Below are 20,028 nucleotides of genomic sequence, written 5' to 3'. Positions count from 1 at the left end.
CTTTCCTTTGGCAAAACCTGGCAGGCCCTCAGTGCCCGCCCTTCATGCGCCGCGCCACCAGGTAGATCCCCAACCCCACCAGCGCAGTCGCCGCGCCAATGTAGCCGGTACTGGTCCAGCCGAACCCCGCGGTAATCGCCATGCCGCCAAACCATGGCCCCAGTGCATTGGCCAGGTTGAACGCCGCATGGTTCGATGCCGCCGCCAGGCTCGGCGCTTCATGTGCAATGTCCATCAGGCGAATCTGTAAGGGGGCGGCCAGTGCGATCATGGTGCCGACCAGCCCGCAGCCCAGCAGCACGCCCCACGGCGAACTGGCCGCGAAGGGGAACAGGCTCAGCACGAGAATCGACCATACCAGCACCAACCCTACCGCGCGAAACTGCAGGCGGTCGAACAGCTTGCCGCCCGCGATGTTGCCGATGATGCCGCCCACCCCGAACGCCGCCAGCCCGAATGGAATCCACTGTGGCGACACCTTGGTCACCTGCAGCATGGTCGGCGCCAGGTAACTGAACACGCAGAACATGCCGGCAAAACCGATCGAGGCGATAGCCAGCGCCATCCACACCTGCGGCAGGCGAAACGCCTGGAGCTCCTTGCGCGGGTCGCTGCGTACTTCATCGTGACGCTGCGGCACGTAGCGCCACACCAGCCCGATGGTGCACAGCGCAATCGCGCCCACCAGCACGAACGCCGCACGCCAGCCGAAGAACTGCCCCAGGAAGGTCGCCACCGGGTTGCCCAGCAGCATCGCCAGGGTGAGCCCCATCATCACCCGTGCCACCGCGCCCGCGCGCTGGTCGGTGGCCACCATGCTCGAGGCCACCACCGCCGCGATGCCGAAGTAGGCGCCGTGGGGCAGGCCGCTGATAAAGCGAAACGCCACCAGCCCGGCGAAGGAGGGCGCGAAGGCCGTGGCCAGGTTGCCGAGCGCATACAGCGCCATCAGCAACAGCAGCATGTGCTTGCGCAGCAGCTTGGCGCCCAGAATCGCCAGGGCCGGCGCACCCACCATCACGCCCAGGGCATAGGCGCTGATGGCATGGCCCACCTGGGGCTCGCTCAGGTGCAGGTTGCTGGCGATGTCGGGCATCAGCCCCATGATCGCGAACTCGCCGGTACCGATGGCAAAACTTCCCAGGGCCATGGCGGCTTCCATCTTGCCGACGGTGGCTCTGGAATAGGCGAGTGGCGGCGCTTGCTGAATGGTCATCTGAATCCTTGAAACAAACTGAAACGTTAAAGCGGGAAGCTTAATCAATCTGCACCCTACGCGTCGAGAATCAGGGCACGCGCATTGGAATCGCCGCACAAGCCGCGGTGAGTACCGGGCCTGCTCGCGTCAATCACGCTACCATTGCCCGCGTTCCCCAAACGCTCAATGGAGTTGGTCTTGACCGGTTACCCAACCACCCGCAAACACCTGATGCACGCCCTCGGCTTCTCGATGGCAGCGTTGCTGCTCGGCGCCTGTACCAGCGCAACCCCGCCTGCGCCATCCAGCACCGCCTTGCCCGCCGCCCCGGAAGTCGCCTCGGGCTACCGCACAGGCATGGCCCCGGTACAGGCACAGCACCATATGGCCGCGGCAGCCAACCCCCTGGCAAGCGCCGCCGGCCAGGCGATGTTGCGCAAGGGCGGGTCTGCGATCGATGCCGCCATTGCCATGCAGGCGGTGTTGACCCTGGTGGAGCCGCAGTCCAGCGGCATCGGCGGCGGCGCCTTCATCCTGTACTGGGATGGCAGGCAGGTGCAGGCGTTCGATGGGCGGGAGACGGCGCCCCATGGGGCCGACAGCCGCCTGTTCCTGAAGCCGGACGGTACGCCGATGGGATTCAAGGACGCCCAGATCGGCGGTCGCTCGGTGGGCGTGCCCGGTGTGCTCAGGGCCCTGGAGATGGCGCACCAGCAACACGGCAAGCTGCCCTGGCGCGCGCTGTTCCAGCCGGCCATCGACCTGGCCCGCGACGGCTTCCCCGTGTCTGCGCGGCTGCACGCCCTGATTGCCGCCTCCACCTCGATACCGCAGTCGCCTGCACTGGCCCGTTACCTGCTCACGCCCCAGGGCCAGCCCTTGCCCGTGGGCACGCTGCTGAAGAACCCCGAGCTGGCGCAAACCCTGGAGGCCATCGCCAACCAGGGCCCGGACGCCTTCTACCACGGGCCCATCGCCGAGGCGATGGTGCAGCAGGTCAATACCCACAGTAACCCCGGCACGTTGTCGCTGGGCGACATTGCAGGCTATCGGGCCAAGGTGCGCGCGCCGGTATGCGGGCCGTACAAGCAGTGGACGGTCTGCGGCATGCCGCCACCGTCGTCCGGTGGCGTCGCGGTACTGCAGACGCTGGGCATCCTGGAGGCGCTGCAGCGCCAGAAACCGGCACTGGACCTGGCCGCGATGGCGCCCGAAAAAGCTCGGCCCGGGGGCGTCATGCAACCCTCCGCCCAGGCCGTGCACCTGATTGCCGAAGCCGAGCGCCTGGCCTATGCCGACCGCGCCCTGTACCTGGCCGACAGCGACCAGGTGCCGGTCAATGTGCCCGGGCTCACCAGCAAGGCGTACCTGGCCCAGCGCGCCACGCTGATCGGTGACCGGAGCATGGGCGTCGCCACTGCCGGTGTGCCGCCCGGCATGCCCCTGGCATGGGCGCCTGACCGCTCGCCGTTGCGCATTTCCACCTCGCAGATCGTCGCGGTGGACGATCAGGGCGGCGCGCTGTCGATGACCACCTCGGTCGAGGCGGCGTTCGGCTCTCATGTGCTGGTCAAGGGCTTTCTGCTCAACAACCAGATGACCGACTTTTCGTTCATCCCCGAGGAGAACGGCAAGCCGGTGGCCAACCGCATCGCACCGGGCAAGCGGCCGCGCTCCTCGATGGCGCCGACCCTGGTGTTCGACCAGGCCAGCGGCCAGTTGGTGGCTGCCCTCGGCTCGCCCGGCGGCTCGCAGATCATCGAGTACGTGAACAAGGCGCTGATCGGCTTGCTGGACTGGAAGCTCGACCCGCAGCAGGCCGTCGAGCTGCCCAACTTCGGCAGCCGCAACGTCGGCACCGAAGTGGAGGCCGGGCTGGTCGGCCCCGCCCTGATCGAGCAGCTCAAGGCCCGCGGGCATGCGGTATCGCCCATCGAGATGACCAGCGGCACGCAGGTCATCGTGCGTGATGGGCAGGGCTGGTCGGCCGGTGCCGACCCACGTCGCGAGGGCGTCGCGTTGGGCGACTGAGTTTTTTGCCTGCCCAAGCTGGTAGGGTACGCAACGGTATCCCGCCAGGGCTGTTTTTTCAGAGGATCAAGCGAAGATGAGTCTGCAGTCAGTCAAAGCGTTTTTCTCCCACCATTCACCCGACCTGCAGGTGCTGGAACTGGCGTCCAGCACCGCCACCGTCGCCCTGGCCGCCGAGGCGCTGGCGGTCGAGCCGGGGCAGATCGCCAAGTCGCTCTCGCTGCGCGTGGGGGAGGAGGTGATCGTGCTGGTGGTACGCGGCGATGCGCGCCTGTGCAACCGCAAGTACAAGCAGCAGTTCGGCGTCAAGGCACGCATGCTCGAGGCCGAGCAGGTCGAGCAGCACACCGGCCACCCCATCGGCGGCGTGTGCCCCTTCGGCCTGAGCCAGCCGTTGCGGGTGTACTGCGACGAGTCGCTGAAGGACTTCGAGGTGGTCTTCCCCGCCGGCGGTGCGGTCAATGCGGCGGTGCGCATCGAGCCCCAGCGCCTGGCCACCCTGGTCAACGCGCAGTGGGTCGACGTGATCCAGCCACTGGCCTGAAGTCGCCAGGCGCGCAAGCGGTGGTGGCGCGGGGTTATGAAATCCGCTCGATTATCCGTTGCAGGGCAACGGCGGGCAGGCCGACTTGCCACGGCAAGCCGGCCTGCCCGGGGGTCACACGCAGATCTGCTTGCGCGCACCGCGTGGCAGGCGGCAACGGTCGGCCTGGCTGCTCAGGCGGGCCTGCCAGCTGGCTTTGACGCTGAACGCGGGCACCGGCGCCGGCGCGGCCTGTTGCTTGCGCTGCTTGCGCAGTTCGGCCAGCGAAGGGGTCTTGGCCTTGGCGGCCACGGCTGCCGAGTCGGGGGCAGCCAGCGAGCGCAGGCAGGACTTGCACGACACCTGATCCGCTGCCTGAGTGCTGTTGAGGGTCTGACTGGTACGCCCGCAGGCGGCATTGGCGCCGTTCGCCGAATAGTGTGTAACCAAACCGTACATCTCCAACCTGTTGATAACAAAGGCGCTATTTTCGCACAGCCGCGCCGCTGGGTGGGCACCGGCTTCAGTTCACCAAGGAGAAGGCACATGCAATACCGCGTGATTAAAGCGCACCGCAGCGAATTCCCTCAGCCCATCACCTTTGCCAAGGGGGCCGTGCTGGAGGTGGGGGAGGTGTACCAGGGCGATGAAGGATGGGACAACTGGTACTTCTGCACCACGCCCGGCCAGCAGGGTGGCTGGGTGCCGGCGCAGGTGATCGAAAGGCTGGGCGAGCAGGCAGGCCGCGCGCGCGAGGACTACACCGCCAGGGAGCTGGACGTGGACATTGGCGATGAGTTGCTCTGCGTGAGGTCGCTCAACGGCTGGTCCTGGTGCACAAGGTCGCGCGACGCGCAGGCCGGCTGGGTGCCTTCAAGTCATCTGCGCCACATCGAACAGGCGCCGGCGGCACCGACCCGCTGAAGGGCTGCACGCGGGTTCAACGGTGCGAGCGCTGATGCTCGCTGCACCTGTCGCGTATTGACGCCCGCCCGTGACGCCCACTAGGCTCGCTGCCGGTCCCTTTCATGGAGTGCTGCAATGGTTACCTGCTACCTGCGCTACATCGTCGATGCCTACAAGCTGCAAGAGTTCGAAGCCTACGGGCGCATGTGGATACCGCTGGTGGAGAAATTCGGCGGCCAGCACCATGGCTACTTCCTGCCCAGCGAAGGCGCCAACAACGTCGCCCTGGCGATGTTCTCGTTCCCGAGCCTGGCAGCGTACGAACGTTACCGCGAACAGTCGAAAACCGACGCCGAGTGCATCGCCGCGTTCAAGTACGCCGAAGACACCCGGTGCATCATCAGCTACGAGCGCAGTTTCTTCCGCCCTGTACTGGGCTGACCCCATCACGGCGCAAGCCCCCTCCTGTGGGAGCGGGCTTGACCCGCGATCGGGCCGCAGAGCGGCCCCAACTGCCGCCTACAGCTTCATCACCACCGACTTCAGCTCGGTGTAATGCTCGATGGCCGCCGCGCCCATCTCGCGCCCCACGCCCGACAGCTTGTAGCCGCCAAACGGCAGCGCCGGGTCCAGCGCACTGTGACAGTTGACCCACACCGAGCCCGACTTGATGCGCGGCACCATGCGGTGCACCTGCGCCAGGTCGTTGGACCAGATGCTCGCGCCCAGGCCATAGGCACTGTCGTTGGCCAGGCGAATCGCCTCGTCCATGTCGTCGAACGGAATCGCCACCAGCACCGGCCCGAAAATCTCCTCCTGCACCAGCGGGCACTGTTGGTCGACGTCGGCAATCACCGTCGGCTGCACGAAATACCCCGGCCCGTAATACTCGCCGCCACACGCCACCTTGGCGCCCAGCTCGCGGCCCATGTCGATGTAGCGGCCCACCCGTGCCTGCTGCTTGGCCGAGATCAACGGGCCCATGTCGATGCTCGGGTCCAGGCCATTGCCCAGCTTCATGCCGTTGGCGATGCCGGCAATATCGGCCACCACGCGGTCGAAATGCTTGCGGTGCACATACAGGCGCGACCCCGCGCAGCACACCTGCCCCTGGTTGAAGAAGATCGCGCTGGCGGCACCGGCAGCGGCCACCTCAAGGTCGGCGTCGGCCAGGATGATGGTCGGCGATTTGCCGCCCAGCTCCAGCGTCACCCGCGTCATCGAATCCATCGCCGCCTTGCCGATCAGCTTGCCCACCTCGGTCGAGCCGGTGAAGGTCACCTTGTCCAGCAGCGGGTGCGCCGACAGCGCCGCACCGGCCACCGCGCCCACGCCGGTGACCACGTTGAACACGCCCGCCGGGTAGCCGGCCTCCAGTACCAGCTCGGCCAGCTTGAGCGCGCTCAGCGGGGTCTCGTCCGCCGGCTTGAGCACCACGCTGCACCCGGTGGCCAGCGCCGGCCCCAGCTTCCAGCAGGCCAGCAGCAGGGGGAAGTTCCACGCCACGATGGCACCCACCACACCCACCGCCTCGCGGCGCACATAGGCATGGAACTCGCCGTCGAACAGCGGCAGCGACGGGTCGATCGTGGTGCCTTCGATCTTGGTTGCCCAGCCGGCCATGTAGCGCAGCGAGTCAATGGCCATCTGCACGTCCATCACCCGCGCCACCTGCGCGCTCTTGCCGTTGTTCAGGCATTCGAGCTCGGCGAACACCTGGGCATCGCGCTCGATCAGGTCGGCCAGCTTCCACAGCAGGTTCTGGCGCTCGCGCGGGCGCATGCGGCTCCAGGGCGAGTCATCGAACGCCTGGCGCGCGGCACGTACCGCCTGGTCGACATCCTCGACCGTGGCGGCAGGCACCTGGGCCAGCGCCTGGCCGTTGGCCGGGTTGAGCAGTTGCAGCGTGGCGCCATCGCTGGCGCCGCGCCAGTCGGCACCGATCAGCATGCGGTGCTGCCGCTGTACGAACGCCTGGGTATCACTGTGAACCGGGAAGGCATGGGTCATGGGTGTGGCTCTCTTGTTATTGAAAGGAACCCGAGGCATTCAGCAACCCTTGTGCCAGCTTTTTTCTACTACCAAAGTACTTGTTTTTCAGGGGTTTGGAGGGCTTGAGCCGGTTCTGTGCGTATTAGGTCGAGACAAACGGTGAGACACATGAGACGCCCCTGAGAAACCCCGCAAAGCCTTGCAAACCGGGCCTGCAACGCGGCAGATGGCAGCCGTGCACTTCACCGCAGGTTGACGCCCTCAAAGCGCAACCAATTGATATCAATGGATTAATTTCGTTGGCACGAAGCCTGCTACGGCCTGTGTGCCGCCCATTGGGTGGCTCATCCGACAAAAACAATAAACAGGTGACTCGATGAGCAAGACCGTACTGTCAAGCGTGCCGGCACACCGCCGTCGTACTGCATTGGGCTGGGCACAGGCCTGGACGCTGGGCCTCGCCGGCTGCCTGGGCAGCCAGGCGCACGCCGTGGATGTGGACGCCGGGGACTACACCGCGTTGCCCGAAGGCACCAACCTGGGCATGGTCTACTACCAGCATGCCGAACGTCGCTCGCTGTACTCCGGTGGCCACAAGCAGCCGGTGCGTGCCGGGCTGAACTCCGACATCGGCATTCTCAGGGGCGTGCACTTCATGAAGCTGGGCGGGTTCACCATCGACCCGCAGTTCCTGCTGCCCTTCGGCCAGCTCGAAGGCAAGCGCGACACCTCGGGCCTGGGCAAGAGCGATGGCGGCATCGGCGACCTGATCCTGGCCTCCACCGTGTGGCTGGTGGAGCGCCCGGAAGAAAAGACCTATTTCGGCATCACCCCGTTCCTCTACGTGCCCACCGGCCGCTACGACCGCGACGACGCGCTCAACATCGGCGAGAACCGCTGGAAGTTCGCGCTGCAGGCCGGCTACATCCAGGGCCTGGGCGACAAGTGGTGGCTGGACCTGATCGGCGACGTCACCTGGTTCGGCAAGAACGACGACGCCACCTCCGCCGGCCTGACCCTGCGCCAGTCCGCGCTGTACCAGGGCCAGGCGTTCCTGCGCTACCAGCTCACCCCGAGCCTGGACCTGCGCGTGGGCTACTCCAGGTTGTGGGGCGGCGAAACCCGCCTGGACGGCGTCGACCAGCACGACAAACCCGACACCGCCAAGTTTCTGGTGGGCGCAGGCTGGTTCGTCACGCCCAAGACCCAGCTGCTGTTCAACTATGGCCGTGACCAGTCGGTGGAAAACGGTTTCAAGGAAGGCGACCGCTTCAACGTACGCCTGATGCAGGTGTTCTGACCCGCACCTGCAGCCATCACCGAGGACACCGAACATGAAAAAACCTTTGCGTACTTCATTGCTGATGCTGTGCCTGGCCACCCCGCTGACAGCCCTTGCCGCCGGGGTGGACGAGGCCGCCATCCGCGCCACCGAACAGGCCGGCGGCGAGTGGCTCAGCCACGGCCGCACCTATGCCGAACAACGCTTCAGCCCGCTCAAGCAGATCGACGCCAGCAACGTCAAGTCGCTGGGCCTGGCCTGGTACATGGACCTGGACAACACCCGAGGCCTGGAGGCGACGCCGCTGTTCCACGACGGGGTGATCTACACCTCGATGTCCTGGAGCCGGGTGATCGCGGTCGACGCCGCCAGCGGCAAGGAGCTGTGGCGCTACGACCCCGAGGTGGCCAAGGTCAAGGCCCGTACCTCGTGCTGCGACGCGGTCAACCGCGGCGTGGCACTGTGGGGCGACAAGGTCTACGTCGGCACCCTGGACGGGCGTCTGATCGCCCTCGACGCCAAGACCGGCAAGGCCATCTGGAGCCAGCAGACCACCGACCCGGCCAAGCCCTACAGCATCACCGGCGCGCCACGGGTGGTCAAAGGCAAGGTCATCATCGGCAACGGCGGCGCCGAATACGGCGTGCGCGGCTTCGTCTCGGCCTATGACGCCGACACCGGCAAACTGGCCTGGCGCTTCTACACCGTACCGGGCGACCCGGCGCTGCCCTACGAGCACCCCGAACTGCGCGAAGCGGCCAAGACCTGGCAGGGCGACCAGTACTGGAAGCTCGGCGGTGGCGGCACGGTGTGGGACAGCATGGCCTACGACCCCGAGCTGGACCTGCTCTACGTCGGCACCGGCAACGGCTCGCCGTGGAACCGCGAGGTGCGCAGCCCGGGCGGTGGCGACAACCTGTACCTGTCGTCGATCCTCGCCATCCGCCCCGACACCGGCAAGCTGGCCTGGCACTACCAGGTCACCCCGGGCGACAGCTGGGACTTCACCGCCACCCAGCAGATCACCCTGGCCGAGCTGAACATCGACGGCAAACCGCGCAAGGTCCTGATGCAGGCGCCTAAAAACGGCTTCTTCTACGTGCTCGACCGCACCAACGGCAAGCTGATCTCGGCCGAGAAGTTCGGCAAGGTCACCTGGGCCGAGAAGGTCGACCTCGCCACCGGCCGGCCGGTCGAGGCCCCTGGGGTGCGCTACGAAAAAGAGCCCATCGTGATGTGGCCCAGCCCCTTCGGCGCGCACAACTGGCATTCGATGTCGTTCAACCCCGGCACCGGCCTGGTGTACATCCCCTACCAGGAAGTGCCCGGTGTGTACCGCAACGAAGGCAAGGACTTCGTCACCCGCAAGGCATTCAACACCGCCGCCGGCTTTGCCGACGCCACCGACGTGCCGGCCGCCGTGGTCAGCGGCGCCTTGCTGGCCTGGGACCCGGTCAAGCAGAAGGCCGCCTGGAAGGTGCCGTACCCCACGCACTGGAACGGCGGCACCCTGAGCACCGCCGGCAACCTGGTGTTCCAGGGCACTGCGGCGGGGCAGATGCATGCCTATTCCGCCGACAAGGGCGAGGCGCTGTGGCAGTTCGAGGCGCAAAGCGGCATCGTTGCCGCGCCCATGACCTTCGAACTGGCCGGGCGTCAGTACGTGGCGATCATGGCCGGCTGGGGCGGCGTAGCCACCCTGACCGGCGGCGAGTCGATGAACCTGCCGGGCATGAAGAACCGCAGCCGCCTGCTGGTGTTCGCCCTCGATGGCAAGGCGCAGTTGCCGCCACCGGCCCCGGCGCCCGCCAAGGTCGAGCGCGTGCCCCAGCCCGTCACCGCAGCACCCGAGCAGGTGCAGGCCGGCAAGCAGCTGTATGGCCAGTTCTGCAGCGTGTGTCACGGCATGGGCACCATCAGCGGCGGTTTGATTCCCGACCTGCGCCAGTCCAGCGACGCCACCCGCGAGCACTTCCAGCAGATCGTCCTGCAGGGCGCGCTCAAGCCACTGGGCATGCCGTCGTTCGACGACTCGCTCAAGCCCGAGGAGGTCGAGCAGATCAAGCTCTACGTGATGTCGCGCGAGTACGAGGACTACATGGCGCGCCACAAAGCCGCACCTTGAATCGCACCGGCGGCCTGTGTACGTCACAGGCCGCCGGTCGGGTGCGTGTTGGTGCTCCGGGTCGATCTGGTCTTTTCTGAAAGTAGTCACATCGCTGGCAGTCTTTGTGACTTCAACGCAAGAGCCCGATTGCCCCTGGAGCCACTGCCATGTCCGCCATCCCTTCGCGCAGCCCCCGCAGGACGCCACTTGCCCGCAACAAGGACGTGACCGCGCTGGTCCCGGACTTCCCGTTCCACTACGCCGACTACCTCGCCGCCGCTCGTGCCGCCGGCCAGCCGCTGTGCCGCGTGCCGCCCGAGTGCTGGGGCCGCAAGGTGCTGGTGGTCGGCGCCGGTATCGCCGGCCTGGTGGCGGCCTACGAACTGCTGAAGATGGGCCTGCACCCGGTGGTGCTGGAGGCCGGCGAGCGCATCGGCGGGCGGCTGTATTCCAGGGTCATGGGCGACCCCGGCGCCGAGGTGATCTGCGAGCTGGGCGCCATGCGCTTTCCGGTATCCGGCAAGGCGCTGTTCCACTACTTCGACAAGGTGGGCATGACCGCGCAGTCGGCGGACTTTCCCAACCCCGGCACAGCGGCCGCAGTCAGCACCGTGGTCGACTACCAGGGCCGCGTGAAGTACTACGAGCACGACAGCCCGGTGTTCCCCGTGCCACCGGAGTACCTGCAGCTCGAAGAGCAGTTCTTCGACACCTTTCTGGCGGGCGCGCCGTTCCACTTCCATGAACTGGAAACCGCCATGACCGAAGGCAGCATCGACCAGAAAGCCATCAAGCGCCTGTGGAATGCCATCGTCCACTGCGGCGCCGGCCGCAGCTGGGACGACGTCAGCTTCTATCAGGCCCTGCTGCAGGAGTCGGGGTGGAGCCGCGAGCAGATCAACCTGTTCGGCCAGATCGGCTTCGGCACCGGTGGCTGGAACACCGACTACCCCAACAGCATTCTCGAAGTGCTGCGGGTGCTGTACACCGGGCTGGATGCCAGCCACCGGCTCATGTACCAGGGCGCCGATGCACTGCCCAGGGCGCTGTGGACGCAATCGCCCACTGCGTTGGGCGACCCCTGCGACAACGGCCAGGGCGACAGCAGCGTCGAGTCGATGACCCGCCAGGTATTTGCCGAGCCGTTCAACCAGGAAGTCCGGCATATCAGCCCGCTGGCGAACGGTGAGTTCTCGGTACTGGTCCACGACCTCAAGCGCGATACCAGCGCCTGGCTGACCATCGGCCACGTGGTCTACACCCCGCACCTGCGGGTGCTCGACAAGCTGCGCGCCAGCGGCACCGTGCCGCAACTGAAGGCCATGGACGCGCTGCTGCCCAGCGCGACCTGGGAGGCCGTCAAATATACCCACTACATGCAGTCGGCAAAGATCTTCGCGGCCACCCGGCGGCCCTTCTGGCACGAACGACCGGGGCCGATGCAGGAACGCACGCTGAGCGTGACGCTGTCCGATGGCCTCACCCGTGGCACCTACCTGGTCGATTACGCGCAGGCGCCAAGCGGCTACCGCGGCAGCGGCATCTTCCTGTCGTACACCTGGAACGACGATGCGCTGAAGTTCCTGGGCGACCGCGCCAGGCCGGCGCCGCAGCATGCCCAGCTGTGCACCACGTTGCTGCAGGCCATCTACCCCAACGTGGACCTCGCCGCGCACTACAGTGCCAGCAACACCTTCGTCGAGTTCAACTGGGAGGACCAGCCGCACTACCTGGGCGCCTTCAAGATGAACCTGCCCGGGCAGTACGCCTACCAGCGCAGGCTCTTCGCGCAGTTCATGACCGGGGTGGGCAGCGCCACGCCCTACGGCTTCGTGCTGGCCGGCGACGACGTGTCCTGGACCGGTGGCTGGGCCGAGGGCGCGGTTACCAGCGCACTCAATGCGGTGAACAAGATTGCCGTGTGCCTGGGCGGCGCGAGCGACCCGCGCAACCCCGGCCCGGTGGAATCCTGGGCCGACCTGCAACCGGTCGAACTGCGCTGAAGCTATCCACAAAAAAAGTGGGTAGCTCTGTGGATAAAGCGCTACACGCTACGTACCACAAGGGCTGCGTCAGTTTGATTACAAACTGAACAGCTTCCCTGGGTGTGCGTGGGGGGCTGTTGGCCACTGTGCCAAGTTCGTCATGCCCGTGGTCCGAATCGATCAAGCCCGGCCCCGGTCGATGGGGCACGATGGACGGTCTGTCCAAGGAGCTGACCATGATTCGACTGACCCTTACCCAAGCCCATGAACTGGCAGAGTCGATCCTGCTGCACAACGGTTTCAACGCGGCGCACGCCGCAGCCGTGACGGCCACGGTGGTCGCCGGGGAGCGCGATGGCTGCGCCTCCCATGGGCTGTACCGGGTGATCGGCTGTGTGAACTCGCTCAAGGCCGGCAAGGTGTCGGCGGCGGCCGAGCCGCAGGTGATCGACCAGGCGCCCTCGATCGTGCGTGTGGATGCTGCTGGCGGCTTCTCGCAGCTGGCGTTCCAGGCCGGCTTGCCGATGCTGCAGGCCAAGGCCCGCAGCAACGGCATCGCGGCCCTGGCCATCAACCATTGCGTGCACTTTTCGGCGTTGTGGGTCGAGATCGAACAACTGACCGAGGCCGGCCTGGTGGTGCTGGCGTGCAACCCCAGCCATGCCTGGGTGGCGCCGGCCGGGGGCAGCCAGCCGGTGTTCGGCACCAACCCCATCGCGTTCGGCTGGCCGCGTGCGGGCGCCAACCCGTTCGTGTTCGACTTTGCCACCAGCGCGATTGCGCGCGGCGACATCGAGCTGCATCGGCGCGCCGGCAAGGCCATCCCCGAAGGCTGGGGCGTGGATGCCCAGGGGCAGCCGAGCACCGACCCGAACGTGGTGCTCGACAGTGGCGCGATGCTCACCTTTGGCGGGCACAAGGGTTCGGCGCTGGCGGCGATGGTCGAGCTGATTGCCGGGCCGCTGATCGGCGACCTGACCAGTGCCGAGTCGCTGGCCTATGACGCGGGCAGCAAGTCCTCGCCGTACCATGGCGAGCTGATCCTCGCGCTGGACCCGCAGCGGTTTCTGGGGGCGGGCGCCGAGGCGCACCTGGCGCGGGCGGAGGCGGTGTTTGCGGGCATCGAGGGGCAGGGTGCGCGGCTGCCGTCACAGCGCCGCTTCGAGGCGCGCAAGCGCAGCCTGGAGGAGGGCGTGCAGATCCCCGAGGCGCTGTACAACGACCTCAAGGCATTGCTGAACTGAAACCCCATCGCGGGCCAAGCCCGCTCCCACAGGGTCTCCACTGACCATGAACACAGTGGTGTACCTGTGGGAGCGGGCTTGGCCCGCGATGGGCTGCAAAGCAGCCCCAAATCAGTCAGAGCGGTTCGCGACTGCTACAACCCTCCACCAACCGCACAATCCCCAGCGGGTTGCCATCCTGCAACGCCGCCGGCAGCAGATCATCCGGGCAGTTCTGGTAACACACCGGCCGCAGGAACCGATCGATCGCCAGGCTCCCCACCGACGTCCCCCGCGCATCCGAGGTGGCCGGGTAGGGCCCGCCATGCACCATCGCATCGCACACTTCAACACCGGTCGGGTAGCCGTTGAACAGCACCCGCCCAACCTTCTGCTCCAGCAGCGGCAGCACCTGGGCAAACTGCGCCAGGTCGTCGGCTTCTGCAATCAGGGTGGCGGTCAACTGCCCATGCAGGCTCGCCAGCGCGCTATGCAACTGATCCGCATCGGCCACTTCCACCACCACCGTGGTCGGCCCGAACACCTCCTCCTGCAACAGCGCATCACCGTCGAGCAGCAAGCTCACATCTGCCTTGAACAGCTGCGGCTGCGCCTGGTTGCCCTGTTGTTCACGGCCCGCCAGGTGGCTCACCCCAGGGTGCGCCTGCAACGCCTGTACGCCCTTGGCATAACTGCGCAGGGTGCCGGCATTGAGCATGGTCTGCGCCGGCTGCTCGCCCAGCGTCGCCGTCAAGTGCGCAACAAACGCCGAAAACTGCGGCGAGCGCAGCCCGATCACCAGCCCGGGGTTGGTACAGAACTGCCCGCAGCCCATCACCACCGACGCCGCCAGCTCCGTGGCGATTTTCTCGCTGCGCACCTGCAGCGCCTGCGGCAGCACCAGCACCGGGTTGATGCTGCTCATTTCGGCAAACACCGGGATCGGCTGCGCCCGCGCCGCCGCCATGTCGCACAGCGCGCGCCCGCCCTTGAGCGAGCCGGTAAAGCCCACGGCCTGGATCGCCGGGTGCTTGACCAGCGCCTCGCCCACCCCGGCGCCATAGATCATGTTGAACACGCCCTCGGGCATGCCGGTGCGCTCGGCGGCGCGAATGATCGCGTTGGCCACGTGCTCGGCCGTGGCCATGTGCCCGCTGTGGGCCTTGAACACCACCGGGCAGCCGGCCGCCAGCGCCGCTGCGGTATCGCCCCCGGCGGTGGAGAACGCCAGCGGAAAGTTGCTGGCGCCGAACACCGCCACCGGCCCCACGCCGATACGGTACTGGCGCAGGTCCACCCGTGGCAGCGGCTGGCGCTCGGGCAATGCGCGGTCGATGCGTGCACCGTAGAAGTCGCCCCGGCGCAGCACCTGGGCAAACAGGCGCATCTGCCCGCTGGTGCGGCCGCGCTCGCCCTTGATCCGTGCCGTGGGCAAGGCCGTTTCGCGGGTTACCAGCGCGACGAAGTCATCGTCCAGCGCCTCCAGCTGCTCGGCTATGGCCTCCAGAAACTCCGCCCGGCGCCCGGCCGGCAGGTTGCGAAACGTCGGGTAGGCCGCCGCTGCGGCACGGGCGGCAGCGTCCACTTCCTCGGCGGTGGCCTGGGTGAAACGGTACGGCAGGGCGTCGCCGGTGGTGGCGTCATGGCTGTGCAGGGTGATGCTGCCGGCGGCGCTGCGCGCACCGCCGATGTAGTTGTGGCCGATGATCTCGGTCATGCAGACCTCCTGTTGAAAGGGTTTGGGCTCAGGCCAGCGAGTTGCCGCGAGCGCTGGCGGTGTCGGTGCTGGCGGCAACCCGCTCGGCCGACTCGGCGTCGACCAGGTGCAGCGACTTGCCACGGGTTTCACGGGTCAGGCCGACGGCGACGATGGAGATCGCCGCGGCGCCCACCAGGTACCAGGCAATCGGCGTCGAGCTGTTGTACTTGTTGAGCAGGGTGATGGCGATCAGCGGTGCCAGGGAGCCGGCGAAAATCGGCGCCACCTGATAGCACAGCGACAAGGCGGTGTAGCGCACATGGGTGGGGAACATCTCGGCCATCAGCGCCGAGTAGGGCGCATAGGTCATCGACTCGATGGCAAGGCCCAGGGTGATCGCCGCCATGATCAGCCAGTTGTTGCCGGTGTCCATCATCGGGAAGCCGACGAAGCCCCAGAACGCGGTCAGCACCGCACCGGTCAGGTACACCGGCTTGCGTCCCACCAGGTCGGACAGGTAGCCCATCAGCGGGATCAGGAAGAAGTGCAGCAGGTGCGCGCCGAACATCAGCAGCAGAATCTGCGAGGTGTCCTTGTGCACCACCAGCTTGAGGTAGGTGATCGAGAAGGTCACCACGGTGTAGTACAGGATGTTCTCGGCAAACCGGGCGCCGATGCCCACCAGTACCGAACGCCAGTGATGGCGCAGCACTTCCACCACACCCAGCTGCTGCACCTTGTGCTGCGCCTGGCGGGCCTGGGCCTGCTTGAAGATCGGGGCATCATCCACGCTGGTGCGGATCCAGTAGCCGATCAGCACCACCAGTGCCGACAGCCAGAACGCCACGCGCCAGCCCCAGGCCAGGAACTGCTCCTCGCTCAGGGTGCTCGACAGCGCCAGCAGCGCCACCGTGGCCAGCAGGTTGCCGGCCGGTACGCCGGCCTGCGGCCAGCTGGCCCAGAAGCCGCGTCGGTTGTCCGGGCAGTGCTCGGACACCAGCAAAATCGCGCCGCCCCATTCGCCGCCAAAGGCGAACCCCTGGATCAGGCGCAGCAGCACCAGCAGGATGGGCGCGGCGTAGCCGATGCTGTCGAAACCGGGCAGGCAGCCCATCAGAAAGGTGGTGATGCCGACCACCACCAGGCTCAGTTGCAGCAGGCGCTTGCGCCCGAACTTGTCGCCATAGTGGCCGAACACCAGGCCGCCCAGCGGGCGGGCCAGAAAACCTACGGCGTAAAGGGCGAAGGCGGCGATGATGCCGTCGATGGGGCTGTCGGTCTGGCGAAAGAACAACTGGCCGAACACCAGTGCCGAGGCCGTACCGTAGAGAAAGAATTCATACCATTCGGCGACGGTACCGGCCATGGCGGCCGCTACCACACGCTTGAGGCCCGCCGGGGCGGTGGATGCGCGGGGAGAGGGGTGTGCAGTGCTCATGCTGGCGTTTCCTGTGCAGGCGCAAGACAGAAAAACAGGCGCGCCGGGTGGGCCCCGCAGAGAGGCCCGCCCGGCACTCACTCAGAGGCCGACATCCGGCAGTTCGGGGCGATTGGCCAGGGCCTTGGCCATGATCTGCTCGACGAACTCGCGGTCGTCCTTTGGCAGGGCCAGGCGCGGTGGACGGGTCAGCGCGCTGCCGCGACCGGCAATGGCTTCACACAGCTTGATGCACTGCACCAGGTCGGCGCGGGCATCCAGGTGCAGGATCGGCATCAGCCACTCGTAGATCGGCATGGCCTCGGCAAAGCGTCCGGCCTTGGCCAGGCGGAAGATCGTCTCGCCCTCCTTGGGGAACACGTTGGACATGCCCGACACCCAGCCCTCGGCGCCCACCGCGATGCTTTCGAGCACCACGTCGTCGAGGCCGGCGAACAGCACGAAGCGGTCACCCACCTCGTTGCGCACGTCGATGAAGCGGCGGGTGTCGCCGGAGGAATCCTTGAAGCACACCACGTTGTCGCAGTCGGCCAGGGAAATCAGGATGTCCGGGGTCACGTCGTTTTTGTAGATCGGCGGGTTGTTGTAGACCATCAGCGGCACGTCGGCATGCTTGGCCACGTAACGGTAGTGCTCGGCGGTCTCGAACGGCTTGGAGCCGTACACCAGCGCCGGCATCAGCATCACCCCGTCCACGCCCACCTTGCGCACCGCGTTGGCCACCTTGGCGGCCTGCACGCTGGTGAACTCGGCCACGCCGCAGATCACCGGCACACGCCCACGCGAGGCATCCACCGCCACTTCGGTCACGGCAATCTTTTCTTCGGCCGTCAGCGAGGTGTTCTCGCCCACCGAGCCGCACACCACCAGGCCCGACACGCCGTCGCGGATCACGTTGGAAATCACCTGGTGGGTTTTTTCCAGGTTGATGGAGAAGTCGTCGTTGAATTGGGTGGTGACCGCAGGGAACACGCCACTCCAGTTGATGCGCTTGCTCATTGGTTGTCTCCGGTGGTTGTTAGTATTTCGTATACGATATTTTATGTGTGTGAAGCAGACCAGCGTTATTTCGGGGTTTTTGCTGGTCTTTTTGCTTAGGGTTTGTGAATCAAGGGCTTAGCGATCAGGCGCCGGGCCAGGTGTCCGACAGTCGGTAGCCTTGTGGCCACGGGTCTGCGGGGTCGAGCAGCAACTGATGGGTACCGGTGATCCAGGCGCGCCCCGAAATGCACGGGTAGATGGCGGCGCGCCCGGCCACTTCGGTCAGCGAATCGATGCGACAGTGGAACTCCGAGCCCAGGATCGAACGGCCGATGAAGCGTTCGCCCACCTGCATCAGGCCCTTGGCCTGCAACACTGCCATGCGCGCCGAACAGCCGGTGCCGGTGGGGGAGCGGTCGATCTTGCCGGGCTGGATCACCACCGCGTTGGCACCGGTGGCCACGCCATTCTCCATCACGATGGGCGCGGCGATCTGGCAGAACGAGATATGCGACCAGCCGGGGTTGAGCGGGTGCACAAAACCCAGTTGTTCGTTGGCGGCGCGGGTGATCTTCAGGCCCACCTCCACCAGGTCGGCGGCCTCGTCGGGGCGAATGGCGAAGCCCAGGCGCTGGGCATCGACAATCGCGAAACTGTCGCCGCCATAGGCGGTGTCGACCTGCAGCGAGCCCACGCCCTCGACCTCGATCCAGGCGTCCAGGCGGTCGGCGAAGGAGGGCACGTTCCTGACCTCCACGCGCTGCACCTTGCCGTCCCGGCATTCGGCCACGGCCTCGATCAGGCCGCCGGGGGCTTCGAGCACCAAACGGGTCTGCGGCTCGGTCATCGGCAGGATGCCGCTGTCGAGCAACACCGTGGCCACGCACAGCGAGTTGGAGCCGGACATCGGCGGGGTGTCGGCCGGCTCCATGATGATCCAGCCCATCTGCGCGGCCGGGTTCTTGGGCGGCACCAGCAGGTTGACGTGGCGGAACACGCCGCCACGCGGTTCGTTGAGCACGAAATTGCGCAGGGTGTCGTCCTGCGCGATCCAGCGTGACTGTTCCCACAGGGTGTCGCCCGGTGGCGGCGCGACGCCACCGACAATCACATCGCCGACCTCGCCTTCGGCGTGGCAGCTGACTACATGAATCACCTTTGATGAACGCATTGCCTGGCTCCTGATTGATTGGGGCTGCTGCGCAGCCTATCGCGGGTCAAGCCCGCTCCCACAGGGTATGGGCTGATCTGTGTGGGAGCGGGCTTGACCCGCGATGAGGCCCCTGGTTACTTCACTGACTTGAGAAACGCCGCCGTCTCCGGCTGCTGCGGATTGCCGATCACCTGGTCCGGCGAGCCGATCTCGTGCACCAGCCCGTTGCGAAAGAACGCCACCCGGTCCGACACATCCCGCGCAAAGCGGATCTCGTGGGTCACCAGCACCATGGTCATGCCGTCCTCGGCAAGCATGCGCATGGTGTCCAGCACTTCGCCCACCAGTTGCGGATCGAGCGCCGAGGTGGCCTCGTCGAACAGCATGTAGTCCGGCGACATCGCCAGCGCCCGGGCAATCGCCATGCGCTGCTGCTGACCACCGGACAACTTGCCGGGGAAGGTCTTGAACTTGTCGCCCAGCCCCACGTGGGTCAGCTGCTGGATCGCCAGTGCCTCGGCTTCCTCGCGGCTCTTGCCCAGTACCTTGCGCGGCGCCAGCATCACGTTCTCCAGCACCGTCAGGTGCGGGAAGGCATTCCACTGCTGGAACACGATGCCGATCTTCTGGCGCAGGCGGTTGAGGTCGGTGGCGCGGTTGTGCACCTCGATGCCGTCCACGCGAATGCTGCCCTTCTGGATCGGCTCCAGGCCGTTGATGCACATCAGCAGGGTCGACTTGCCCGAGCCCGAACCGCCGATGATCGACACCACCTCGCCCTTGTTCACCGTCAGGCTCACGCCCTTGACCACTTCCAGGTCGCCGAAGGATTTGTGTACGTTGTCGATCTCAATCATTTTCTTGCCACCTTCTTTCCAGTCGGGCGCCCAGGCGTGCGACCACCAGGCTCATGACGTAATAGATGAGGCCCGCGATGCACAGCACCAGCAGGGGTTCCTGAATCCGTGTGACGATGGTCTGGGAGGCGCGCAGCAATTCGACGATGCCGATCCACATCACCAGCGCGGTGTCCTTCATCACGCTCAGCACCAGGTTCAGCCAGCCCGGAAAGGCCACCCGCGAGGCCATCGGCAGCACGATCCAGCGCAGGTCCTGCAGGTAGCTCAGGCCCAGCGACCGGCTGGCCCGGCGCACGCTGGGCGGTACCGCCAGCACACCGCTGCGCACGATCTCGGTGAAGTACGCCGCGGCGTACACCCCCAGCACGATGCAGCCCACGCTGAAGGCGCTGATGTTCAGGCCCACGATGCTCTTGAACGAGTTGAACAGCACGAACTGGATCAGCAGCGGCACGCTGCGAAACACATCCAGCACCCAGGCCAGCGGCAGGCTGGCGCGTGGCAGCAGCGCACGCAGCAGGCCGAACACCAGCCCGGCCACCGAGCCCAGCATGATCGACCAGAAGGTCAGCTGCAGGGTGACCCAGGCCCCGTCGAGCAGGAACAGCATGTCGTTCCAGGTAAAGCTTGTAGAAAACATGGACAGCTCC

The 20,028-nt window shown here is 66.4% G+C and carries 17 protein-coding genes; 8 read left to right on the top strand and 9 right to left on the bottom strand.

What is annotated here, in order from left to right; all coding sequences use genetic code 11:
- Positions 1-28: 28 nt before the first annotated feature.
- Positions 29-1,216 (bottom strand): MFS transporter, encoded by a 1,188-nt coding sequence (locus LOY33_RS15590; protein WP_178075074.1) that lies wholly within the window; start codon positions 1,214-1,216, stop codon positions 29-31.
- 234 nt (positions 1,217-1,450) lie between these two features.
- On the opposite strand from LOY33_RS15590, the gene ggt reads away from it, so the two are divergent.
- Both ggt and LOY33_RS15580 read left to right on the top strand, forming a co-directional pair.
- Positions 1,451-3,229, top strand: coding sequence for a gamma-glutamyltransferase (gene ggt, locus LOY33_RS15585; protein ID WP_258662896.1), 1,779 nt, complete (start codon positions 1,451-1,453; stop codon positions 3,227-3,229).
- A gap of 76 nt (positions 3,230-3,305) precedes the next feature.
- A complete protein-coding gene (locus tag LOY33_RS15580) occupies positions 3,306-3,773 on the top strand; it encodes a YbaK/EbsC family protein (RefSeq protein ID WP_258659358.1) in 468 nt (155 codons plus the stop codon).
- 114 nt (positions 3,774-3,887) lie between these two features.
- Here the strand turns inward: LOY33_RS15580 and LOY33_RS15575 are convergent, their stop codons facing one another.
- The gene (locus tag LOY33_RS15575; RefSeq protein ID WP_258659357.1) at positions 3,888-4,202 is read right to left on the bottom strand and encodes a hypothetical protein; all 315 of its coding nucleotides are present in this window, start codon (positions 4,200-4,202) and stop codon (positions 3,888-3,890) included.
- 96 nt (positions 4,203-4,298) lie between these two features.
- Here LOY33_RS15575 and LOY33_RS15570 point away from each other — a divergent pair, with 96 nt between their 5' ends.
- Positions 4,299-4,676 (top strand): SH3 domain-containing protein, encoded by a 378-nt coding sequence (locus LOY33_RS15570; protein WP_058541187.1) that lies wholly within the window; start codon positions 4,299-4,301, stop codon positions 4,674-4,676.
- A 117-nt stretch (positions 4,677-4,793) separates the two neighbouring features.
- On the top strand, positions 4,794-5,099 hold the full coding sequence (locus tag LOY33_RS15565; protein ID WP_043861047.1) for an NIPSNAP family protein: 306 nt from the start codon (positions 4,794-4,796) through the stop codon (positions 5,097-5,099).
- A gap of 78 nt (positions 5,100-5,177) precedes the next feature.
- Here the strand turns inward: LOY33_RS15565 and LOY33_RS15560 are convergent, their stop codons facing one another.
- Positions 5,178-6,668 carry an aldehyde dehydrogenase gene (locus tag LOY33_RS15560; RefSeq protein WP_258659356.1) on the bottom strand — a complete coding sequence of 497 codons (1,491 nt, stop codon included), beginning with the start codon at positions 6,666-6,668 and terminating at the stop codon, positions 5,178-5,180.
- Positions 6,669-7,026: 358 nt separating this feature from the next.
- Here LOY33_RS15560 and LOY33_RS15555 point away from each other — a divergent pair, with 358 nt between their 5' ends.
- From LOY33_RS15555 to LOY33_RS15540, 4 genes are all read left to right on the top strand, one after another.
- A complete protein-coding gene (locus LOY33_RS15555) occupies positions 7,027-7,950 on the top strand; it encodes a transporter (RefSeq protein ID WP_052504233.1) in 924 nt (307 codons plus the stop codon).
- A 34-nt stretch (positions 7,951-7,984) separates the two neighbouring features.
- The gene (locus tag LOY33_RS15550) at positions 7,985-10,057 is read left to right on the top strand and encodes a PQQ-dependent dehydrogenase, methanol/ethanol family (RefSeq protein WP_213605813.1); all 2,073 of its coding nucleotides are present in this window, start codon (positions 7,985-7,987) and stop codon (positions 10,055-10,057) included.
- 149 nt (positions 10,058-10,206) lie between these two features.
- A complete protein-coding gene (locus LOY33_RS15545) occupies positions 10,207-12,042 on the top strand; it encodes an NAD(P)/FAD-dependent oxidoreductase (RefSeq protein WP_258659355.1) in 1,836 nt (611 codons plus the stop codon).
- A 218-nt stretch (positions 12,043-12,260) separates the two neighbouring features.
- A complete protein-coding gene (locus LOY33_RS15540; protein WP_058541183.1) occupies positions 12,261-13,268 on the top strand; it encodes an Ldh family oxidoreductase in 1,008 nt (335 codons plus the stop codon).
- A 115-nt stretch (positions 13,269-13,383) separates the two neighbouring features.
- On the opposite strand, the gene LOY33_RS15535 is transcribed toward LOY33_RS15540, so the two are convergent.
- From LOY33_RS15535 to LOY33_RS15510, 6 genes are all read right to left on the bottom strand, one after another.
- A complete protein-coding gene (locus LOY33_RS15535; protein ID WP_258659354.1) occupies positions 13,384-14,964 on the bottom strand; it encodes an aldehyde dehydrogenase (NADP(+)) in 1,581 nt (526 codons plus the stop codon).
- 28 nt (positions 14,965-14,992) lie between these two features.
- A complete protein-coding gene (gene abaF / locus LOY33_RS15530) occupies positions 14,993-16,384 on the bottom strand; it encodes a fosfomycin efflux MFS transporter AbaF (RefSeq protein WP_213605811.1) in 1,392 nt (463 codons plus the stop codon).
- An 81-nt stretch (positions 16,385-16,465) separates the two neighbouring features.
- Positions 16,466-17,383: a dihydrodipicolinate synthase family protein gene (locus LOY33_RS15525; RefSeq protein ID WP_043861054.1), complete on the bottom strand. Its 918-nt coding sequence runs from the start codon at positions 17,381-17,383 to the stop codon at positions 16,466-16,468.
- 124 nt (positions 17,384-17,507) lie between these two features.
- On the bottom strand, positions 17,508-18,536 hold the full coding sequence (locus LOY33_RS15520; protein WP_054916117.1) for a trans-3-hydroxy-L-proline dehydratase: 1,029 nt from the start codon (positions 18,534-18,536) through the stop codon (positions 17,508-17,510).
- Between the two features lie 116 nt (positions 18,537-18,652).
- Positions 18,653-19,375, bottom strand: a complete 723-nt coding sequence (locus tag LOY33_RS15515; RefSeq protein ID WP_054916116.1) for an amino acid ABC transporter ATP-binding protein — start codon at positions 19,373-19,375, stop codon at positions 18,653-18,655.
- The gene (locus LOY33_RS15510; protein WP_043861057.1) at positions 19,368-20,018 is read right to left on the bottom strand and encodes an amino acid ABC transporter permease; all 651 of its coding nucleotides are present in this window, start codon (positions 20,016-20,018) and stop codon (positions 19,368-19,370) included. The genes LOY33_RS15515 and LOY33_RS15510 overlap by 8 nt, the downstream gene beginning before the upstream one ends.
- Between the last annotated feature and the right edge of the window lie 10 nt (positions 20,019-20,028).

Source organism: Pseudomonas sp. B21-036 (assembly GCF_024748925.1).
Classification (GTDB): Bacteria; Pseudomonadota; Gammaproteobacteria; order Pseudomonadales; family Pseudomonadaceae; genus Aquipseudomonas; species Aquipseudomonas palmensis.
This window is presented reverse-complemented; position numbering and strand designations above follow the sequence as displayed.